This window comes from Bradyrhizobium sp. USDA 4501 (genome assembly GCF_054062115.1).
Genome location: NZ_JBSSEX010000001.1, coordinates 6,381,597 through 6,399,885 on the forward strand (window position 1 = coordinate 6,381,597; position 18,289 = coordinate 6,399,885).

Here is an 18,289-nt window from a genome sequence, read left to right on the forward strand (position 1 = left end):
CCTGACCCTAGCGGCGGCCTTGATTGCGCGACTTGGCTGCTCTGTCGACACTGAGGGACCCTCCGGAAAGACGCAAGGCCTTCACCGCTTCTGCGATCAAGTCGACCGCGGCGTCGACTTCATTCGCCTGCGTGTCCCGCCCAAAGCCGATCCTCACTGAAGCCTGCGCGGCTTCCTGGGTGAGACCCATCGCGATAAGCACGTGAGATGGCGCGATTGCAGCAGATGAGCAGGCCGAACCGGTCGAAAGCGCGAGTTCGGGGAGACGGTACAAGAGTGACTCGGCGTCGATGCCGTCGAAGGCGACGTTGAGATTTCCTGCAATGCGCTCGACGAGAGAGCCGTTCACCTGAACGCCTTGGAGGGCTTCCAGTAGGCGGCCCAAGAAGCGCTCCCTGAGGCTTGCCAAACGGGAGGATTCTTCGGACATTTCGGCCTTTGCGATGCGGCAAGCGGTGCCAAGGCCGACACAAAGCGCAGTCGGCAGAGTGCCCGAACGAGTGCCGCGCTCCTGCCCTCCTCCGGTCAGGATTGGACTCAACGAGCGACGCAGCGATTGCCTGCAGTACAGGGCGCCGATCCCTTGGGGGCCGTAGAGCTTGTGTGCCGAGATGCTCAGCAGATCGATCTTCATTCCGCCGACGTCGAGAGGAATCTTGCCCACCGCCTGAGCGGCGTCGGTATGGAACGCGACGTTTTGGCTGCGGCAAGCAGCGCCGATATCGGCCAGCGGTTGGATTGTTCCCACCTCGTTGTTCACCGCCATCACGGAAACTAGGCGGGTATTGGTGGTGATCGCGGCTTCGATATCCGCGGGGTCGACGAGCCCGTTGGGGCTTACCGCGACCTCCGTTACTGAAGTGCCTTGCTTCGAGAGCGCTCGTAGCGTCTCCCGGACGCAGCTGTGCTCGATGGTCGTCGTAATCGCGTGGCGGCCGCGCCCCAGGGATCCTCGGAGCGCCAGGTTGGAGGCCTCCGTCGCGCCGGACGTGAAGACGATCTCCTCGGGCTGGGCTCCGATTAGCGCGGCCACTTCGGCCCGCGAAGCTTCGATCGCATCGCGAGCGGCGTGACCCTGGACATGCGGCGAGTGAGCGTTCGCGGCCCGATCGCGCCACCACGGCATCATGGCGTCGATTACGCGAGGGTCGACGGCGGTCGTTGCTTGATGGTCAAGATAAATCAATGGGTTATCGCGAGCTTGGTGCTGAGATTCAGACTTGCTACATCTACAACGAATAGCCGCAGGCTCACACGTTGCGGATGCATCTTTCAACCGCTTTGTTCACCCCCCGCGACGGCAGCTCGCCGCCGAGAATCCCATGAGCAAGACACCCGTTCGTCGCCCCAAAGCGAGTGGTCCAAAGTCGGTGCCTGATGACGGCACGCGGCGGTTCTACGAAGCGCACGCCGACGAGTATGCGCACACAACTCGCATTCGGGCCTTGGCCCCTCAGTTGGCAGATTTTTCTCGCCGTTTGGCCGGTGGCAGTGTCTTGGATCTTGGCTGCGGCGCCGGATACGACCTGGCGAGCTTCCGGCTTCTGGGCCACCCGGTGGCGGGGCTTGACTACTCGGAAGCGATAACGAAGATCGCGCGCTCTACCGCGCAAGCTCCAGTCGTCGTGGCCGACATGAGAGGAATTCCATTCCGATCACAAGCCTTCGACGGTGTCTGGGCGTCGGCCTCGTTTCTCCATCTTCCACGGCCCGATGTCGTCGCAGCGCTGGCTGAGGTGAGGCGCGTTCTGAAGCCGGGTGGGCTCCTGTTTGCTTCGCTGAAGAGGGGAACCGGCGAGCTCCTCGGCGGTGACGGAAGATTCTTCGCGTTCTACCAGGCTGATGATTGGCAGCAGCTATTGACCGCCGCGGGCTTTCGAACGATGACGACCGCATTCAACGGCGGACTTCGAAAGGGTGCAGAGGGCCTTCAGGAGCAGTGGATGACATCGCTGGCGACGTCGGAATGAAGCAGTTCTTTGCACTTTTGATCCTCGGGGCGCTCCTGATCCCGGTCGTTCAGCCCAGCTTGGCGATTGCGGAAGAGCCGGCTCGCGCAGCGCCGCAGGCTCCAAAGGCACCATCATCGCCGTCTACGAAGGTCGAGCCGCCGAAAGCGCCGGCCATCGCTCCAGTCGCCGCACCAACTCCTGCGGCTGCGGCTTCAAATCCGACCGTGTCGCCGTCGCCGTCCGGCGATCCCGGTCGGAATGTTGTGGTCCAGTACGCGTGCTCTCCTCCTAAGGATGGCGGAGGATGGACCGCGAAGGACCTTGCTCCTCTGTTGACCGGCTTGGCCGGCCTCGCCGGCGCGTTCGTCGCCGCGATTGCTATCATATTCAACAGTAGGACGAGCCGGGCGACCAACGTCCAGAAGGCGAATGAAGCGGAATTGGAATCCCTTCAGGAGAAGCTAGACAGTTTCTACGGGCCGTATCAGCAGTTATCGAACACGAACCAGTTGATCGCGACCGATCTGAAGGCGAGGCATGCGGCGGGCGCGGAAATGCGGATACTGTTGCTGCTGGTGGATCCGAAGTGGGAGGATCAGTTCACTCCGGGCGAGGTGACGCTCGTCAAGGAGATCCTGTCGATCGACGAGAAGCTGCTCGGCCTGATCCAGGACAGGTCCGGCCTTGTGAGCGAACAGGTGCAACCTTACCTGTGGCGAGCCGCCAGCCATTTCAGGATCATGCTGTTGGCCGCGGGGCACAAACTGGACGACGATCGGGATCGATACGCTCACTACGTCTATCCGAGGCAACTCGATGAGATCATCGAGTTGGAGATCAAGCGAATCCGCGATCGGATCGCTCTCATTCGCGCCGAGCCTCTTGTTCTGCATCCGCCGGCTCAGGAGTTGACAATTCCGGAACGTCTAGCGTTACCCGATTGGCCTGGCCGTCGCGTGGGTGCCGAGGAGACGACGTAATGGTCCCTGAGCGAAGGGCGAAGGTCAATTGCACATGACGGGCGGGTGCCGAGTAACCCTCGGCTACGCTTGCGATATTTTCAACTATTTGGTGCTATTGTCGGCCCAATCAACCGATTTTTAACCATCGGGGCCCCGCTCTTGAAATTCAAGGTAGCCGCTAGAACCGTCCTCGAGCTTGGGGCCGAACTGATCAGCTCGGACGCGATCGCCATTTATGAGCTTGTGAAGAACGCATTCGATGCGGGCTCGCCGGACGTAAAGGTCAGCGTCGAGGTGCTGTTCACGCGCAGCACGCTCTCTGAAATCGAAAGCGGCATAGCTGAGGAGCGGATCGAAACGGTCGAGGATGCGATTGCCGAGCTGAAGTCCAAGCTCAGGAAGCCCTTGACCGATCCTGCGGCAGCCAAAGCGTTAGCAAAACTTCAGGTCAAATCTCTCGCCGAATTCCGGCGGCGTCTCCACGAGATCTATTCGACCGAGAACCTAATCCAGATAGATGATACCGGGAGCGGAATGTCCTCTGACGACCTTGCAGAGGCATTCCTGACTATCGGTACCGCCAATCGGTTGCTTAAACCTTCGAAGGACAAGCGCCCTACGCTCGGCGAAAAGGGCGTTGGTCGCTTGTCGTCCATGCGTCTGGGAAGCAAGCTGGAGGTTCGAACGACTCGCTCGGGCGAGCGATTCTGGAATGTTCTAAACGTCGACTGGAGCGTCTTCTCCTCTGATCCACGGCGATTACTGGATCAGGTCGATCTGTCGATCGAGGTCGGCGAACGGAAGACAAATCCAAAAGTAAGCGGCACAAAACTGACTATCCGCGACCTCGCCGCTGATTGGGACCTTTCCAAGGTCGAAAAACTAGCCAGCGGAGAGTTCAGTCGCCTTGTCGATCCATTCCTGTCGGCGAAGGAGGGATTCCCGATCGAGCTGTCGCTTAATGCCGAGCCCGTGTCGACCAAGAGGATTACGCAAGCGCTGTTCAAGGCCGCTCACGGCTATTGCAAGGGAAACTATATGATCGAGAAGTCGCCGAGGCTCAAGGCGACATTCGACTATCGGCTATATTCCGAGAAGACAGACTTCGTGCTGACTCATCATGAGCTCGGCGACTTCCTGGGCGAGAACGTCCCGAAGTCGGCCTTGACCTCTCTCGGCCCCTTTTCGTTTGAGTTCTATTGGTTCAATCGACGCATTCTGAAGAAGATCGATGAAATCGGCGACCGAGCCCAGGTGAAGGAACTGGTCAACGCGTGGACCGGGGGGCTGATGCTTTACCGCGATGGCTTCCGAGTGAACCCTTATGGAAGCAAGGGGGACGATTGGCTCGACTTGAATACCCAGGCTTTCAAGTCGAGCGGATATCTGCTCAACACCGACCAAATCCTCGGTCGAGTTCAGATAACGCGCTCCGGAAACAAGCATCTAGTCGATCAGACGAATCGCGAGGGACTTCGCGACAACTTCGAAAAGCACGCTCTCATTTCCATCTTGCACAATTTTCTGACCAAGCCGCTCAAGGTTTGGATGGATGGAGTCAACGATGAATACGCGGGTCTTCGTGAACTCGATCTAACCGAGACGACCGAGAAGGTCGAAAGCTACAACCGGCGCGTCCGGGCGAATATCAAAGAGCTGAAGCGCACTTTTCAGGGGGAGGACGTAGTCGTTGACAGCCTTCAAAGCTCGTTCAACGACATGTATGTCGCCTATACTAAGGCCCAAAATTACGCCGAGAGGACGGAGGGCGAGAAGGATCGGCTGATCGAGCTCGCGGGTATCGGCCTCATGGTGGAAATCGTCGCGCACGAACTCGCCCGCACGACCAAATACACACTGGATTTGATCAGATCGTCGGGGGGCATGAAGCTCCCGCCGGCGGTGAGATCGCTGTTCCAGAATTTGGAGGCGCAGCTAGTCACTATCGAGCGTAGGCTTCGTGTGTTGGATCCATTGAGCGTATCCGGCCGTCAGAAAAAATCCGACTTCGATCTCGTTCAGGCTGTGCGCGACTCTTTTGAGGCCCGCGCAGACGTCCTGAGCGAGGCGGGAATCTCTTGGAAGGTCAACTCGCGGGCGCCGAACGGCCGTCCGATCAGGGTCAAGGCCGTCAAGGGAATGGTCGTTCAGATTGTGGAGAACCTGCTCTCCAATTCGATACATTGGCTGAATATTGCCAAACGCGATCGCAAGCGTCTACAACCGCACATTGAAGTGGAGGTTCGTCCTGAAGCGGGAGGCTCATTCGTGTTCTGGGACAATGGCACCGGGGTAGCCAAACAGTTCTCCGACGTTATTTTCAATGCGTTTTATACCACTCGTGGCGATGAAGGCGGTCGCGGACTGGGCCTGTACATCGCGCGGGAAAATGCCCGCCATCACGGGGGAGACCTATACATGACCCCCCAACATGCGGCGCATGAAGGTAGGCTCAATGCTTTTGAACTCGTGCTTACGGCAGCATCATGAACGATTTGGCTGATGTCTTTGCGCTCGTCCAAACTCATCAAATCAAGCAAGCCCTCATCATAGACGACGCTTATGATACAGTTCCGTTTGCGGATGACCTCCTCTTCTCGGATACGGATGCCGCAGCGACTGCGCTGTACGATCGCTCGTCGGGGCCCGTTCGAAAGGTGCTGGGGGCCATCCTGGAAGAAAAGGGCTTTGATTCCGAAGACTTCGCTGCTGGTTTGAAAGACGATAGCTTCGTTGAGAAGCTTTGGAAACTTGCTCAAGCTGGAAAATTGGCAAAGCAGGTGGTGTCGCAGCTGTTTGGATCCTTTGAGGCCGTCCAGGCGTCTAAGAAGAAGCAGCTCGAGTACCTCGAGGAATTTCTGTCGAAGTCGAAGATAGAATTCACGCCTCAAGGGCGCCGTGAAATGAGCGGGCCAGAGAATGTGCAGATCATCTTTCTCGATTTGTATCTTGGAATTACGGACACAGAAGCCGCGCTGGAGGATGCGGTAGAACGCATTCGTGGGCTGCTGGAAGGCAAGCCAGACGAGCAACGCCCGCTAATCGTCGTTATGTCGACTACGGGAAGCACCAGGCTATATGACGTAGCATCAGAGTTGCAGGTGCGGGCAGAGCTGATCGGATGTAAGTTTCGCGCGATCAACAAGGAAGACTTTCCGAAGGCGCTGCCGAAGGCCCTAATGGACCTTCTCAATCACAAGGACGATGCTCAACGCGTAGCGAAATGGATGGACGGATGGTTCGATGCCATCTCTTCCGCCGCCGTCGAATACCGCAAGCACATGCGCTTGTTGGATCTCTCCGATTTGGCCTACCTATTCAAGTTTCGGCTTGAGGACGATAGCACTGCCCTCGGCGAGTACCTGAATTCAATGTCGTCGACTTACGTTCAGTTCTGCATCGAGAAGCAGCTTGCATCGGGGCGATTTGATCGTCTGCTGGACGACATGAAGTTTGAGAAGTTTCCGGCGTCGCATTTCCTGCCGTCGGTTCAGATCCCCAAGCTGAAGTACGCATCTTCTTTCGTGTGCGAAGACGTGATCAGAAGCGAGGGCTATAATTTCGACGAGGCTAAGTCGGTGCTTCAGCTAGGCGATCTCATCGTCGAAAAGCCAAAGAAATGGGAAAAAAATCGGACGTTGGATCTTCACGATCAGCCCGTCTTCGTCGTCATCAGTCAGGCCTGCGACATCGCGCAAAAGAAGAGTGATGCGATTCTCATGCTGCGTGGAATTGTCCGCAGACGAGACTGGACGGCGGCCATATCCAATCGGCCGGAAACTACGGACGTATTCCTGTACGACAAAGATCAATTTCAGATCGAGTGGCAGAAAGCGCAGATTTCCGCTTGGCCCGTTAAGTTCGCGGATCGGCGATTGGCCAAGAAGGGGAATTATCTTCGAATTGGTCGGTTCCGCGATGTCGAGGCTCTGAAGCTGCAGCAAATATTCGCCAGCAATCTTACGCGCGTCGGCACGATCGCTGCTCCACATCAGCACATCGATGTCGGTATCAGCCTGACTGCGCCTGCGAAAGCAGGAGGTTATGTCGAGATTTTCAGATTCACCCCACTGCAGCGAATTGCGGCCGTTATGCAGGTGCGACCGGTTCGGGGCGAAACGTATCAGGTGTTGATCTTCAACGGGGATGCGGCCGAGAGAATTGCCGGCGTAATCGCTGACATCGATCTTTCGACGGTCAAGGATCCTTTTGCGGGGCAGATTCGGGCACTGGTCAAATCACCCGCCCAGCTAAACACCTTCAATGTGGCGACCAAGATTAAGTCGGGACTGGATTTCGGATCGGGCGTCAAGATCGATACGAAATGGCTGAAAAGCTTGGACGCGAGTAAGGATAAGGATCCGCGCGACCTCAAGCTCGTTATGGCGCTCAGCACGATTGAAGAAAGTTGAGACACCGGCTTCAATGGGAAGCGCAGGAAACGCCCCCAAACGCTAGAGCGAAGGATCGACGCGAACCATAGCGCCCAGGCGAGGAGGGCGTGGTTTCATCGGGATCCGACTCAGTTGCAGCGCCAGCCTCAGGCAGTCTGAGGCGAACGCCTTCGCCCGACACGTCGCTACGAAAAATGAACTCCACGCCTTGTTGCTCGAACGCTTGCCTGATCGCTTTCAATGCGTCGCGCCTGCGCTTGTTCTTGACTGAAAAATCCTCACCGCCTTCGAAGCGGGAAATGGTGTTCTGCTTCAAGCCCGCTAGTTGCGCGACCTGAGCCTGATCGAGGCCAAGTAGGCCCCTCGCCGCGCGCATTTGCGCCGGTGACAGCACATCAGCGGTTTCCGAACTGACTTCCACAGCGAATCGCCCCCTGCACGCAATTAAGGTTTAACAGATTTTTCGTGCTGTGGCATCGCGAAGTTGCTTTGCTAACCGGACATTTCAGGATAATATATCCCGAAATAGCCAACTGAAGCATCGAATTGAATTAACGGATCTACATGGGCAGCGACGCCTGGCGTCGAAATCCCGCGCGCCTGAAGGCCCTCGATGACGCGCAAGAGCATTGGCGCCTGCGCGGCAAGAAGGCGCCGCTCGAGGTCCACCACGCCAGCTACGAGCGGCTCGGCGCCGAGCGGGACAGCGATCTGATCGCTCTGTGCTGCCCATGTCATCGTGAGGTGACCAGCATGATCCGTGACGCCGCTATGTGATCACCACGCCGAAGCACGCCGATGTCGTGCGGTTCCAACATCGGTCGGGAGCATCTCGTCCAGGCCATTGCGCAAGCAGGTGTCCGAAAGGGACTCGGCGACTGGCGGCCCCAAAGCGGCACGTTCGAGGTGACGTTGATCGATTGAGAACTCGTGGCGGGGCGTGGTCCGGCGAGGCATGGCGTGGCCCGGTGAGGCGAGGCTAGGGTGAGACGACGGCGTAAGCCGGCGTCTCCAGACCATAGAGGCGTCGGCCTCCTATCAAAAACAAGGCAGCATCCGCACCACTCGGAGCGATCCGAGCGAGCGGGAAAGCATTGCCTCTTCGAGAGACAGATGACGAAACAGAAGACCAGCAAGATCGCGAAATGCCGGCGGACACCGCCTGCTCGGCGTGAGCTACCGACGGAGCCGCTCTCGTGGTGGCGCACCGTGCCGGCAGATCGCTTCGACGCGACGAGTGTAGAGCAGGTGGCCGCCGTAAGCGATCGTGGTAACTGAGACGATGGTCAGGGCAAGACGCCAAAAGCCGAGGTTCAGCTAGGCGACCATGCAAATGATCATGCGGCCGGTCGGGCTCGAAAGATTGTGAAAACGGATCTTTGGGGGAACGGTCCCGACCGCCCCCGAAAGATTGGGGCCTACCGATCGTTCGTTCCGACCAGGGCAGTTTTTGGAGCAAACACATAGAAGACAGCTTGTCGGAAGAGGGTATTGATCTTCCTGTATTCAGGCTGACTGTCCAATCCGCTGTCTATCGGAAGACCGCCTGCTCGAGTGTCGCTCCCATTTGAAGTTCACTCATTCGACAGTCATGGAAAAGTAGGCTGGGATCTTATGACTCAACAGTTTGGGCGGTCATTTTGACACGCCTTGAAATACAATGAGGCGTGCCCTACCCAAACAGTTCCGTAAGGCATTGAGTTCGCTTTCTTATTTCAGTTCCCTAGGGAGCGCCAAATGTTCGCTATTCCACGACATTTTACGATACGGCTCCATTCGCCGGGAGCTTTCCTGCTCGACGACTGATTGATCACGCCGGCCGCCTGAGCAGTTGCCGCCTTGTGCTCATTTGCGTCCCGGTGACGCAGCTTCGAGCCCTCATCGCGCCTTGGCGGGCAATCCCCACCACGAAACAAGCGGCGGGCGTCCCTCGTTTCCGCTATGATGAAGTCATGACGATCGGGATTACCGGACCCGGCCGGAAAGGACCACGGCAAAGTGGCGTGGTCAGGCTGATCGTTGCGGCCATCGTCATCACGATTTGCCTGATCCTGCTCTCGTTCGCGAGCGACTTCCTGGTCGATTGGCTGTGGTTTTCATCGATCGGCTACCTACAGGTTTTCCTGACGGCGATCGGCGCCAAGGCAATCGTCTTTCTCTCCGTCTTCGCGGTGACCACCGTCGTCCTCTCGCTGAACGGACTCCTGGCGGTGCTGTTTGCCATGCAGCAGCCGCTACAGAACCGATTTGCCCCGGGGAAGGTCGCCGGTTTTACGGCGCCGCCCGATCCGTTCGTAGAGCTGCGCGACCAATTAGCCCGGCCGCGGTTTGTCGCGCTCGGTGCGGGTGTGCTCGCCTTGCTGGTTGCCGCAGGCGAAGTCGGCAATTGGAACATCTTCCTGCAGTTTCTCTACCACGTGCCCTACGGTACGCAGGATCCGCTCTACAACAAGGACATCGGGTTCTATCTCTTTTCGCTACCCGCCTATATCGCGATCAAGAACTGGATGCTGCTGACAATTATCCTGGGCGCACTGTTTGCCGGAGCGATCTACTGGGTGCGCGGCGACATCGAATACGATGTTCACAACCGTTCAATTTCGCCGACCGTGATCGCGCATGGCTCGGCGCTGCTTGGCCTTCTGTTCGCGGTGAAAGCCTGGTCCTATGGGCTCGACCGCTATCTGCTGCTCTACGGCGACAATGGTGTCGTGGTCGGGGCGAGCTACACCGATGTCCATCTGGGGCTGCCGGCTCTGTGGTTGATGATCGGGCTTTCGATCATCGCGGCGCTCATCGCATGGGCCAATTTGCGGGCGTGCACCTACCGGCTTCTTGCCGCCGCGTTCATCCTCGTCGGCGTCGGCTCTGTCATGCTGTCGAGCCTCGTCCCTTCGCTTTTCCGGCACTTCGTCGTCAAGCCGACGGAGTTGGAGCTGGAGAAGCCCTACATCGAACGCAACATTGCGCTCACCAGGCAGGCCTACAATCTCGACCGGATCGCAACCAAGCCGTTTGCCGCTGAACAGAGGCTGACCTTCAAGACGCTGGAAGCGAACAAGGCGACCATCGACAACATCCGGCTGTGGGACTGGTTGCCGCTGTCGAATACCTACGCGCAGCTGCAGGAGATCCGTACCTATTACAAATTCCACGATCTTGACGTCGATCGCTATTGGCTCGACGGCTCCTACCAGAGCGTGATGCTCTCGGCCCGCGAACTCCGGGCCTCCCTGCTGCCGGCGAACGCCCAGGCCTGGGTCAACCGCCACGTGCTGTTTACGCACGGCAACGGCGCAGTGATGAGCCCGGTCACCCGCAAGAGCACGGAAGGACTGCCGTTCTTCTATTTGCGCGATATTCCGCCCGTTGCCGACGGTGGCCCCAGGATCGACGAACCGCGCATCTATTTCGGCGAAGAGAGCGACGACTACGTCATCGTCAAGGCCAGCATCCCGGAGTTCGATTATCCGAAGGGGAAGGACAACGTCTATGCGGCCTATGACGGCAGCGGCGGTGTGCCGATCGGAGCATTGGGATGGAGAACGCTGTTCGCCTACTACTTCAACGACGCGAATCTGGTCCTCTCAAGCTATATCACGGCCGACAGCCGGATCATGATCCGGCGCAACATTACGGAACGGGTGCGCACGATCGCCCCATTCCTCAGGCTCGATCATGATCCCTATCTGGTCGTCAGCAACGGTCGGCTGTTCTGGATGCAGGATGCCTACACCACGAGCTCCTATTTCCCCTCAGCGCAGCCCGTGCCGGAGCTCGATCTCAACTACATCAGGAATTCGGTGAAAATTGTCGTCGATGCCTATAACGGGACGGTCGATTTTTACCTGATCGACCCAAGCGATACCATTGCAGCGACCTACCAGCGCATCTTCCCGGACCTGTTCAAGCCGTTCATGGCCATGCCGGCGGATTTGCAGAAGCATATCCGCTATCCGGAGAATCTGTTCCTGATCCAGGCGCGGCTGTATCAGACCTACCACATGGAGCAGGCCGAAATATTCTACAACCGCGAGGACTTCTGGCAGTTTCCGCGACAGCCGGGCGGCGACGGCACTTCGGTGATGACCCCCTATTACATCATCATGCGGCTGCCCGGCGAGCCGCAGGCCGAGTTCTTCCTGATGCTTCCCATGGTACCGAGCCGTCGCGACAATATGATCGCGTGGCTCGCGGCGCGTTGCGACGCCCCCGACTACGGCAAGCTGATTGTCTACGAGTTCCCCAAGGACAAGCTTGTCTACGGGCCGTTTCAGATCGAGGCACGGATCAATCAGAATACCGAGATCTCGCAACAACTCACGCTGTGGAATCAGATGGGCTCGCGGGTGATACGCGGTGCGAACCTGCTGGTGATCCCGATCGAGAACTCGATCCTTTATGTCTCGCCGCTCTATTTGCGCGCCGAGCTTGGACACCTGCCGGAGCTGAAACGCGTGATCGCGGCCTACGGTGAGCACGTCGTGATGAAGGAGACGCTCGCTGACGCCCTGGCCGCGTTGTTCGCGGAGCCCGGTGCGGTGCCGGCGGTTTCAAACGCAACGGAAACGGTGTCCCCTGCAGGCGGGACGGCGAGCCCGGCGCAGCAGGCGCTCGATCACTACAATCAGGCGATGGAGCGATTGAAGGCGGGAGACTGGAAAGGTTTCGGTACCCAGTTCGATGCCCTGCGCGAGCCCCTTGAGGAAATGAACCGACGCTCCGCCGGTCACTAGAGCATGATCCGGAAAAGCGTGTAGCGGTTGTCCGAAAAGATCGTGTCAAATCAAAGGGCCAGAGCGGGATGACGATTCGAAGAAAAGTCATCGCGCTCCAATGGGCTCGGGGAATTGTGAGTGCGGACGCACGCCTCAATCGGGTATTGTTAAAGGTCGCATTGCAATTTCAATCACATAAGAGTTCGCAGTTTCGTTCCGATTGGCGCGCCATTGAGCCCTCATCCGCAAACCCGGAACTGACCCGCTTCAGCACGTAAAAGCGGCCATTTCGCGCGCATGCCTGCGGCTCCCGATTCAGATTGCGGTGCCGTTGGCCGCGATCACATTCGTGAACGATTGCGCAGGTCTTTCGGAACGGGCTCGCGCGAGAGCGTGCCCTGGTCGTTCGCCCATCGCGAACTGATCGGCGCAGCATCAGACGCGATACCTAGACTCCGCTGCAAATCCGCTGCTATACTTTCAGTTGCTCGACCGGCGTAAGGCACGCGCCGACATTTCGTTTGATTGCGATATCGCGAAAAGGAGCTCAACGATGGCGATCACGCTGACGGTCTTGGCGAGCCTGCTGCAACTGCACGGGCCGGGTGCGACAATCGAAAGCGATCATCAGGGTATCGACGCATTGCTGAGTGGTGTGCGCGAGCAGAGCCTTCAGGAACAGGGCGCTCAGGAACAGAGCCCTCAAGAACAGAGCTTGCAAGAACAGAGCCCTCAAGACGTACAGGGCTTCCAGCTGGGGGTGGTTTCCGACCAGCCTCAGGCAACTCAGGTTTATTTCAGGCGCGGGGCCTTTGCCAGGGGGCCCTATGCGGGCGGCTTTCGCAGGGGCGGCGGCTACTATCCGGGCGCCGGCGCATTTCGCAGGGCCGGCGGATATTATCCCGGAGCAGGCGCGTTCCGACGAGGTGGCTTCGTCAGGGGCTACTAGAGCATGATCCGGAAAAGTGGAAACCGGTTTTCCGAAAAGATCATGCTCAAACAACCAGATGAGATCATGATGCGATTCCGTGGAAACGCATCATGATCTAGCCCGATCGCAGCTTGCCGGTAATCCGCATGTCGGTTGACGCTTCAAATTCCGTCGCGTTCCAGGAGCAGCCGATCACGCAGTTGCTGGTCAAGGTAGCGGCGAGGTGCAACATCGATTGCTCCTATTGCTACTGGTTTCGCGATGCGGCCGTCTATGACAAGCCCAAGCTGATGAGTGCGGAGGTGCTGAAGCAGCTGTTGCTGCGCCTCGAACAGCACGTCGCCAGATACTCCCTCGTCGACTTTCCCGTGATCCTGCACGGCGGTGAGCCGCTGCTTTGGGGTGTCGATAATTTTCACCGTTTTGCGGAGGGCTGCGAGGGCATTTCATCCCGGACCGGCTGCGAGATCCCCATCGCGGTGACGACCAACGGCATCCTGGTTGACGATGAATGGCTCGACTGCTTCGAGGCCCGCAACATTTCGGTGGCGATCAGTATCGACGGGCCGGCACATATTCACGACGCTCACCGCAAGACGTTTCAGGGGACCGGCACCCATGCCGCCGTGGAACGCGCCGCCCGCATGCTGGTATCGCGCGACATCGGCGTGATCGCGCTCGCGGTGTGCAACCCGGCCTACGCGCCGCAGGAGTACGCGGATTTTTTCGCGGCGTGCGGCATCGCCAACTACGACATCATGATTCCCGACGCGACGGTGGACGAGAAGCCGTCGTCCATTGCCCCGTTCTATAACGGCCTTTTCGATTTGTGGCTGGAAGCCAATCGCACGACGCCGACATCGAATGTCCGCATCATTTCCGACATGGTCGCGGCCCTGATCGGCAACAACGCGCCGACCGAAGGTGTCGGCCACAAGCCGGTCGAGCTTTGCACGGTCATGACCGACGGCACGGTGGAGGCCCACGACGTGTTGCGCATTGCGGGTGACGGTTTCACCAACACGCGGTTCAACATCTTCGATCACGCGATCGACGACGTCAGGACCGAGCCGCGCTGGAAAGCCGCACGCGATGCTTCAGTCAATCTTTGCGAGAAGTGCCGGCAATGCAAGTTCATGAACGCCTGCGGCGGAGGCTACCTTCCGCACCGCTTCTCCACCAAGAACGGTTTCGACAATCCGTCGGTTTATTGCGACGATCTCTATTCGATGTTCGAGAACATGCAATCCGTGCTGGAACGTCATCTCTACGTCCGCAAGCAGGACGGGGAACGGATTGGAGTGCGCTGAGCGCAACGCCCGACCGCCTTAAGACCACCGTCGAAAAACCAGGCTGGCGTTGACGCCGCCAAATCCAAAGCCGTTCGAGATCGCGTGTTCGATCGCCATCGGCCGCGCGACGTTCGCGACGAGGTCAATGCCCTGTGCAGCGGAATCGGCGTTCTCCAGATTGAGCGTCGGCGGCGCGACCTGGTCGCGCAGCGCCAGGATCGTGAAGATCGCCTCGATGCCACCGGCGGCGCCGAGTAGATGTCCGGTCGCCGACTTGGTGGCGCTGACGGCAATTCCTCCCGCGCGCCCGAACACGCGCTTGATCGCCTCCAGCTCGGAGAGATCGCCGACCGGCGTCGATGTCGAATGCGCGTTGAGATGCTGGATCTGGTCGGGCCGCAAGCCGGCCTGCTGCAGCGCCGCCTCCATCGCGCGCCGGGCGCCGTCGCCGTCTTCGGGACCAGCGGTGATGTGATAGGCGTCCGCCGTCGTGCCGTAGCCGATGAGCTCGGCGATCGGTTTCGCGCCGCGCCGAAGCGCGTGTTCGAGCTCCTCGATGACGAGGACGCCCGCGCCTTCGCCCATCACGAAGCCGTCGCGGTCGCGGTCGAACGGCCGCGACGCCCGCGCCGGCGTGTCGTTGAACGACGTCGAGAGCGCCCGCGCCGCCGCAAAGCCGCCGAGGCTCACCGGATCGATGCAGGCCTCCGCGCCGCCGCAGATCGCAATGTCGGCTTCGCCTGATCTGATCAGGCGCGCGCCGTCGCCGATCGCTTGCACGCTCGCGGCGCACGCGGTCACCGGCGCGCCGATCGGACCCTTGTAGCCGTAGCGGATGCTGATCTGCCCGGCCGCGAGATTGGCCAGGAAGGAGGGAATGGTGAACGGCGACAGCCGGCGCAGGCCGCTCTTCTCCGCCGTGCGCACGGCGTCCGCGATCGCGGGAAACCCGCCGATCCCGGATGCGATCACGGTCGCGGTGCGCTGCTGCGCCTGCGCGTCGGCCGGCATCCAGCCGGCTTGCGCCACGGCTTCAGCCGCCGCGAGCAGCGCGAACAGGATGAACCGGTCCATCTTCTTCTGGTCCTTGCGCGGGGCCGCCAGGTCAGGATCGAAGCCGCCCTCGGCATCCCCGGCCTTGTCGGGAACCTGTCCTGCGACGCGCGCCGGCAGCGCCGCCGCCCATTCCGGCAATGCCGTTAGCCCGGAATGCCCCGCCAGCAGCCTCGACCACACCAGTTCGGTGCCACAGCCCAGCGGCGACACCGTCCCCAGGCCCGTCACAACAATTCGACGCATGGCTCTCCTGTCGCGCCCTGGTGCGATCCGGCATGGCCGGGATTCGAACCTGCCCGGGCGTCGGTCCATTATATGATGATTGTCATCTATTGTCTCGACCGGCCGGACGTCAAGGGATTGACTTCGCTCTCAGCGCTCCGCTGACGAGCGACTGCCGTCAGCCAGCAACGATCACGCCGGGACGACGATATGGTCCGGCGCAATGCCCGCGCGGTGACGCGCATACATCGTGGTGTAGGCGGCCTCGATATGCCGGGTGAAACGTTTGGTATCGAACAACGGCGCCGTCAGTCGGTTGGCCGCCAGCCTGGTGCTGAGCGCCGCGAGCCTCGAAGGATCGGTCGCAAGATCGACCGCCATGCGCTCATAAGCCTCCGGAGATTCCGCAATGAGCTCGGGCAGGCCGACCGCATGGAGCAAGCTCGCCGCGACCCGGCTGGCAAACGTGTCGCCGAGAATGGTCAGCACCGGCAGGCCGGCCCATAGCGCATCGCTGGCGGTGGTGTGGGCGTTGTAGGGCGTGCTGTCGAGGAACAGGCCGGCGAGGCGATGGCGTGCGAGATGGTCGGGTGACGACATACGCGGTGCGAACACGAGGCGCTCCGCAGCGACGCCACGCGCGACCGCCTCCTTTCGCAAATTTGCGGCAGAGTCGGCGTTGGCTTCGAGGAGCCACAACATGCTGCCCTCGACGCGGCCGAGAATCCTCATCCACCGATCGAACATGTCAGGCGTGATCTTGTAGTTGTTGTTGAAGCAGCAGAACACGAAGCCGGTCGGCGCCAGCCCGACGTCGCCGCGCGTGAACACGCGATCGGCAATGACGCGTTTGTCGTCGTTGGCCTGATAGCTGTCGGGCAGGGCGACCACCTTTTCGCTGTAGAATTCGCGATGGCGGTCCGGGATCACGGTACGGTCGGCGATGATGTAGTCGATGAACGGGGCACCGAGCGTTCCCGGATAGCCCAGATAATTGACCTGGATGGGGGCGGGCCGGCGGCCGAGGACTCTGGTGCGGGATCCCCCGGTAAAGCCTTTCAGATCGACCAGGATGTCGATCTCCAATTGTCTGATCAGGTCGGCGACCTCATCGTCGTTGATGTCCCGGACCTCGACAAATCGATCGAACGACGCATCCAGCCGCCGACGCATCTCCGAGGGCTCGTTGGGCGACCATGAGATTGCCACCGTCTCGAATTTCGACCGGTCGTGGCACTCGAACATCCCTGCCATCAAGAGCGATGTCGCGTGGTTGCAGAAATCCGACGAGAAATAGCCGATGCGAATTCGATCGTGATGGTAGCGCTCGCCCCGCCAGCGCTGGCTTATGGACGTCGGATGATTCTTCGCGGTCCATCGCGTGGCGCACAGCAGCTGGTCGGCGGTCGATGAAGGAACGCTACAAAACAGAAATGGCGGCGTCGTCGCGTTCCGGGTCCTGATCAACTCGACAAGTCGGTCGCACTCGGCGTCAAAGTCGGCCCAGTCGCAAATGTGGGATTTGGCGTGCAGACGATAGCCTTCGATGTCGGCCTGGTCCGGTTTGAGCGCGACGGCCTTGTCATAGGCGGCGAGTGCCTCGGGGTAGCGCGCCAGAACGGATAGAACCTTGCCGCGGTTGGCGTGGGCAGCCGCATCGTCGCCCTTGTGCCGGATCGACTTGTCGATGCTGGCGAGCGCCGCCTCATGATGCCTGAGCCTGAACAGCGCCGAGCCGCGGTTGTTGTAGGCTTCGGCATAGTCGGGCCGCAGGGCGATCGCCTTGTCGTAACTTGCAACGGCCTCTTCGAGACGATCCAGTTCGACCAGCACGTTGCCGCGATTGTAGCACGCGCCGGCGATTCCCGGGGCCCGGTCGTAGCTCGCGAGCGCATCATCGAACCTCTTGATGTCGTTGAGCACGTTGCCTCGATCGTTGTGTGCACCGGCATCGTTGGGCTTGAGCGCAATCGCCCTGTCCAGGCTCGCCAGCGCCTCATCTAGCCGCTGCAGCTTTCTCAGCGCGGCGCCCCTGTTTCGATGGGCGTCTGCATGGTCGGGCACCAGCGCGAGCACGCGATTGAAGCTTGCGAGCGCCTCCTCGTGGCGCCCGAGGTCCGCAAGCGTGATTCCGCGATTATAGAGCGCCGGCGCAAGGTTTTGCTTGAGCGCGACCGCCACATCGAAGCTCGCGAGCGCTTCGTCGAAGCGACGCAACGCGCGCAGCGCGTTGCCGAGGTTGCTGTGCGCGTCCGCGACGTTGCCGTTGAGCCTGATCGCTCGCCGGATCAGGTCGACGCCGCGCTCGCTGCGGCCGGTCTGCGCCGAAATCAGGCCCAGCAGATGCAGCGCATCGAAGTTGTCCGGCTGCTGTCGGAGCATGTCTTCATAGATCTTTTCTGCGGCCGCGAGCTGCCCCCGCTGATGCAGCGCGACAGCCTGCGCGAAGGCGCGCTGCAAGGCGGTGGCGCTGGATTTTTGAGATTCTCCTGTTTCGGGCATCAGACGTCTTCACGCGCTCCGTGTCCGGGTCCTGGCCTCACGCTCGCAGACATGTCGCATGCTGTGCCCGCGCTATGGATCGCCCGCCTATTAAAGGTTGAAAACTGGCAGATCGTCCTCGATCGCGCAACGGCCTCCAGGAACAGCTCCAGGAACAGCTCCACCAATAGTCGGGCTGGAGCGGATGGTCCTCGATCAGCCCGGCGGCTGCCTCGTCGGCCGCAGCCGAACCGTGGACGATCACGACGGAAGCGGGGGCA

The 18,289-nt window shown here is 60.0% G+C and carries 12 protein-coding genes; 8 read left to right on the forward strand and 4 right to left on the reverse strand.

All coding sequences use genetic code 11. From position 1 onward, the window contains the following. Positions 1–7: 7 nt before the first annotated feature. Positions 8–1,186 (reverse strand): cysteine desulfurase family protein, encoded by a 1,179-nt coding sequence (locus ACVWZM_RS29395; RefSeq protein ID WP_456855444.1) that lies wholly within the window; start codon positions 1,184–1,186, stop codon positions 8–10. 136 nt (positions 1,187–1,322) lie between these two features. Here ACVWZM_RS29395 and ACVWZM_RS29400 point away from each other — a divergent pair, with 136 nt between their 5' ends. The 4 genes from ACVWZM_RS29400 to ACVWZM_RS29415 all read left to right on the forward strand — a co-directional run bounded on the left by ACVWZM_RS29400 (position 1,323) and on the right by ACVWZM_RS29415 (position 7,326). Continuing rightward, on the forward strand, positions 1,323–1,970 hold the full coding sequence (locus ACVWZM_RS29400; protein WP_456855445.1) for a class I SAM-dependent methyltransferase: 648 nt from the start codon (positions 1,323–1,325) through the stop codon (positions 1,968–1,970). Beyond that, positions 1,967–2,932 (forward strand): hypothetical protein, encoded by a 966-nt coding sequence (locus tag ACVWZM_RS29405; RefSeq protein ID WP_456855446.1) that lies wholly within the window; start codon positions 1,967–1,969, stop codon positions 2,930–2,932. Before ACVWZM_RS29400 ends, ACVWZM_RS29405 begins: the two co-directional genes overlap by 4 nt. Before the next feature lie 141 nt (positions 2,933–3,073). Beyond that, the gene (locus ACVWZM_RS29410) at positions 3,074–5,404 is read left to right on the forward strand and encodes an ATP-binding protein (RefSeq protein ID WP_456855447.1); all 2,331 of its coding nucleotides are present in this window, start codon (positions 3,074–3,076) and stop codon (positions 5,402–5,404) included. Continuing rightward, positions 5,401–7,326: a hypothetical protein gene (locus ACVWZM_RS29415; RefSeq protein WP_456855448.1), complete on the forward strand. Its 1,926-nt coding sequence runs from the start codon at positions 5,401–5,403 to the stop codon at positions 7,324–7,326. The genes ACVWZM_RS29410 and ACVWZM_RS29415 overlap by 4 nt, the downstream gene beginning before the upstream one ends. A 10-nt stretch (positions 7,327–7,336) precedes the next feature. On the opposite strand, the gene ACVWZM_RS29420 is transcribed toward ACVWZM_RS29415, so the two are convergent. Next, positions 7,337–7,729, reverse strand: coding sequence for a helix-turn-helix domain-containing protein (locus tag ACVWZM_RS29420; RefSeq protein ID WP_456855449.1), 393 nt, complete (start codon positions 7,727–7,729; stop codon positions 7,337–7,339). A gap of 143 nt (positions 7,730–7,872) precedes the next feature. On the opposite strand from ACVWZM_RS29420, the gene ACVWZM_RS29425 reads away from it, so the two are divergent. From ACVWZM_RS29425 to ACVWZM_RS29440, 4 genes are all read left to right on the forward strand, one after another. Beyond that, the gene (locus tag ACVWZM_RS29425; RefSeq protein ID WP_456855450.1) at positions 7,873–8,085 is read left to right on the forward strand and encodes a hypothetical protein; all 213 of its coding nucleotides are present in this window, start codon (positions 7,873–7,875) and stop codon (positions 8,083–8,085) included. A 1,175-nt stretch (positions 8,086–9,260) separates the two neighbouring features. Then, complete coding sequence (locus ACVWZM_RS29430; RefSeq protein WP_456855451.1) at positions 9,261–12,044, forward strand: UPF0182 family membrane protein; 2,784 nt, start codon at positions 9,261–9,263, stop codon at positions 12,042–12,044. 535 nt (positions 12,045–12,579) lie between these two features. After that, positions 12,580–12,975 (forward strand): hypothetical protein, encoded by a 396-nt coding sequence (locus tag ACVWZM_RS29435; protein ID WP_229189152.1) that lies wholly within the window; start codon positions 12,580–12,582, stop codon positions 12,973–12,975. Between the two features lie 128 nt (positions 12,976–13,103). Next, positions 13,104–14,267 carry a radical SAM protein gene (locus ACVWZM_RS29440; RefSeq protein ID WP_456855452.1) on the forward strand — a complete coding sequence of 388 codons (1,164 nt, stop codon included), beginning with the start codon at positions 13,104–13,106 and terminating at the stop codon, positions 14,265–14,267. 18 nt (positions 14,268–14,285) lie between these two features. Here ACVWZM_RS29440 and fabF read toward each other — a convergent pair whose 3' ends face one another. Continuing rightward, positions 14,286–15,548, reverse strand: coding sequence for a beta-ketoacyl-ACP synthase II (gene fabF, locus ACVWZM_RS29445; RefSeq protein ID WP_456855453.1), 1,263 nt, complete (start codon positions 15,546–15,548; stop codon positions 14,286–14,288). Positions 15,549–15,719: 171 nt separating this feature from the next. Continuing rightward, positions 15,720–18,029, reverse strand: a complete 2,310-nt coding sequence (locus ACVWZM_RS29450) for a tetratricopeptide repeat protein (RefSeq protein WP_456855454.1) — start codon at positions 18,027–18,029, stop codon at positions 15,720–15,722. Between the last annotated feature and the right edge of the window lie 260 nt (positions 18,030–18,289).

Excerpts from the sequence above, each read along its gene's own strand:
- ACVWZM_RS29430 (WP_456855451.1), top strand. The coding sequence starts at position 9,261 with ATGACGATCGGGATTACCGGACCCGGCCGGAAAGGACCACGGCAAAGT.
- ACVWZM_RS29440 (WP_456855452.1), top strand. The coding sequence starts at position 13,104 with ATGTCGGTTGACGCTTCAAATTCCGTCGCGTTCCAGGAGCAGCCGATC.
- ACVWZM_RS29405 (WP_456855446.1), top strand. The coding sequence starts at position 1,967 with ATGAAGCAGTTCTTTGCACTTTTGATCCTCGGGGCGCTCCTGATCCCG.
- ACVWZM_RS29415 (WP_456855448.1), top strand. The coding sequence starts at position 5,401 with ATGAACGATTTGGCTGATGTCTTTGCGCTCGTCCAAACTCATCAAATC.
- ACVWZM_RS29435 (WP_229189152.1), top strand. The coding sequence starts at position 12,580 with ATGGCGATCACGCTGACGGTCTTGGCGAGCCTGCTGCAACTGCACGGG.
- fabF (WP_456855453.1), bottom strand. The coding sequence starts at position 15,548 with ATGCGTCGAATTGTTGTGACGGGCCTGGGGACGGTGTCGCCGCTGGGC.
- ACVWZM_RS29425 (WP_456855450.1), top strand. The coding sequence starts at position 7,873 with ATGGGCAGCGACGCCTGGCGTCGAAATCCCGCGCGCCTGAAGGCCCTC.
- ACVWZM_RS29450 (WP_456855454.1), bottom strand. The coding sequence starts at position 18,029 with ATGCCCGAAACAGGAGAATCTCAAAAATCCAGCGCCACCGCCTTGCAG.
- ACVWZM_RS29400 (WP_456855445.1), top strand. The coding sequence starts at position 1,323 with ATGAGCAAGACACCCGTTCGTCGCCCCAAAGCGAGTGGTCCAAAGTCG.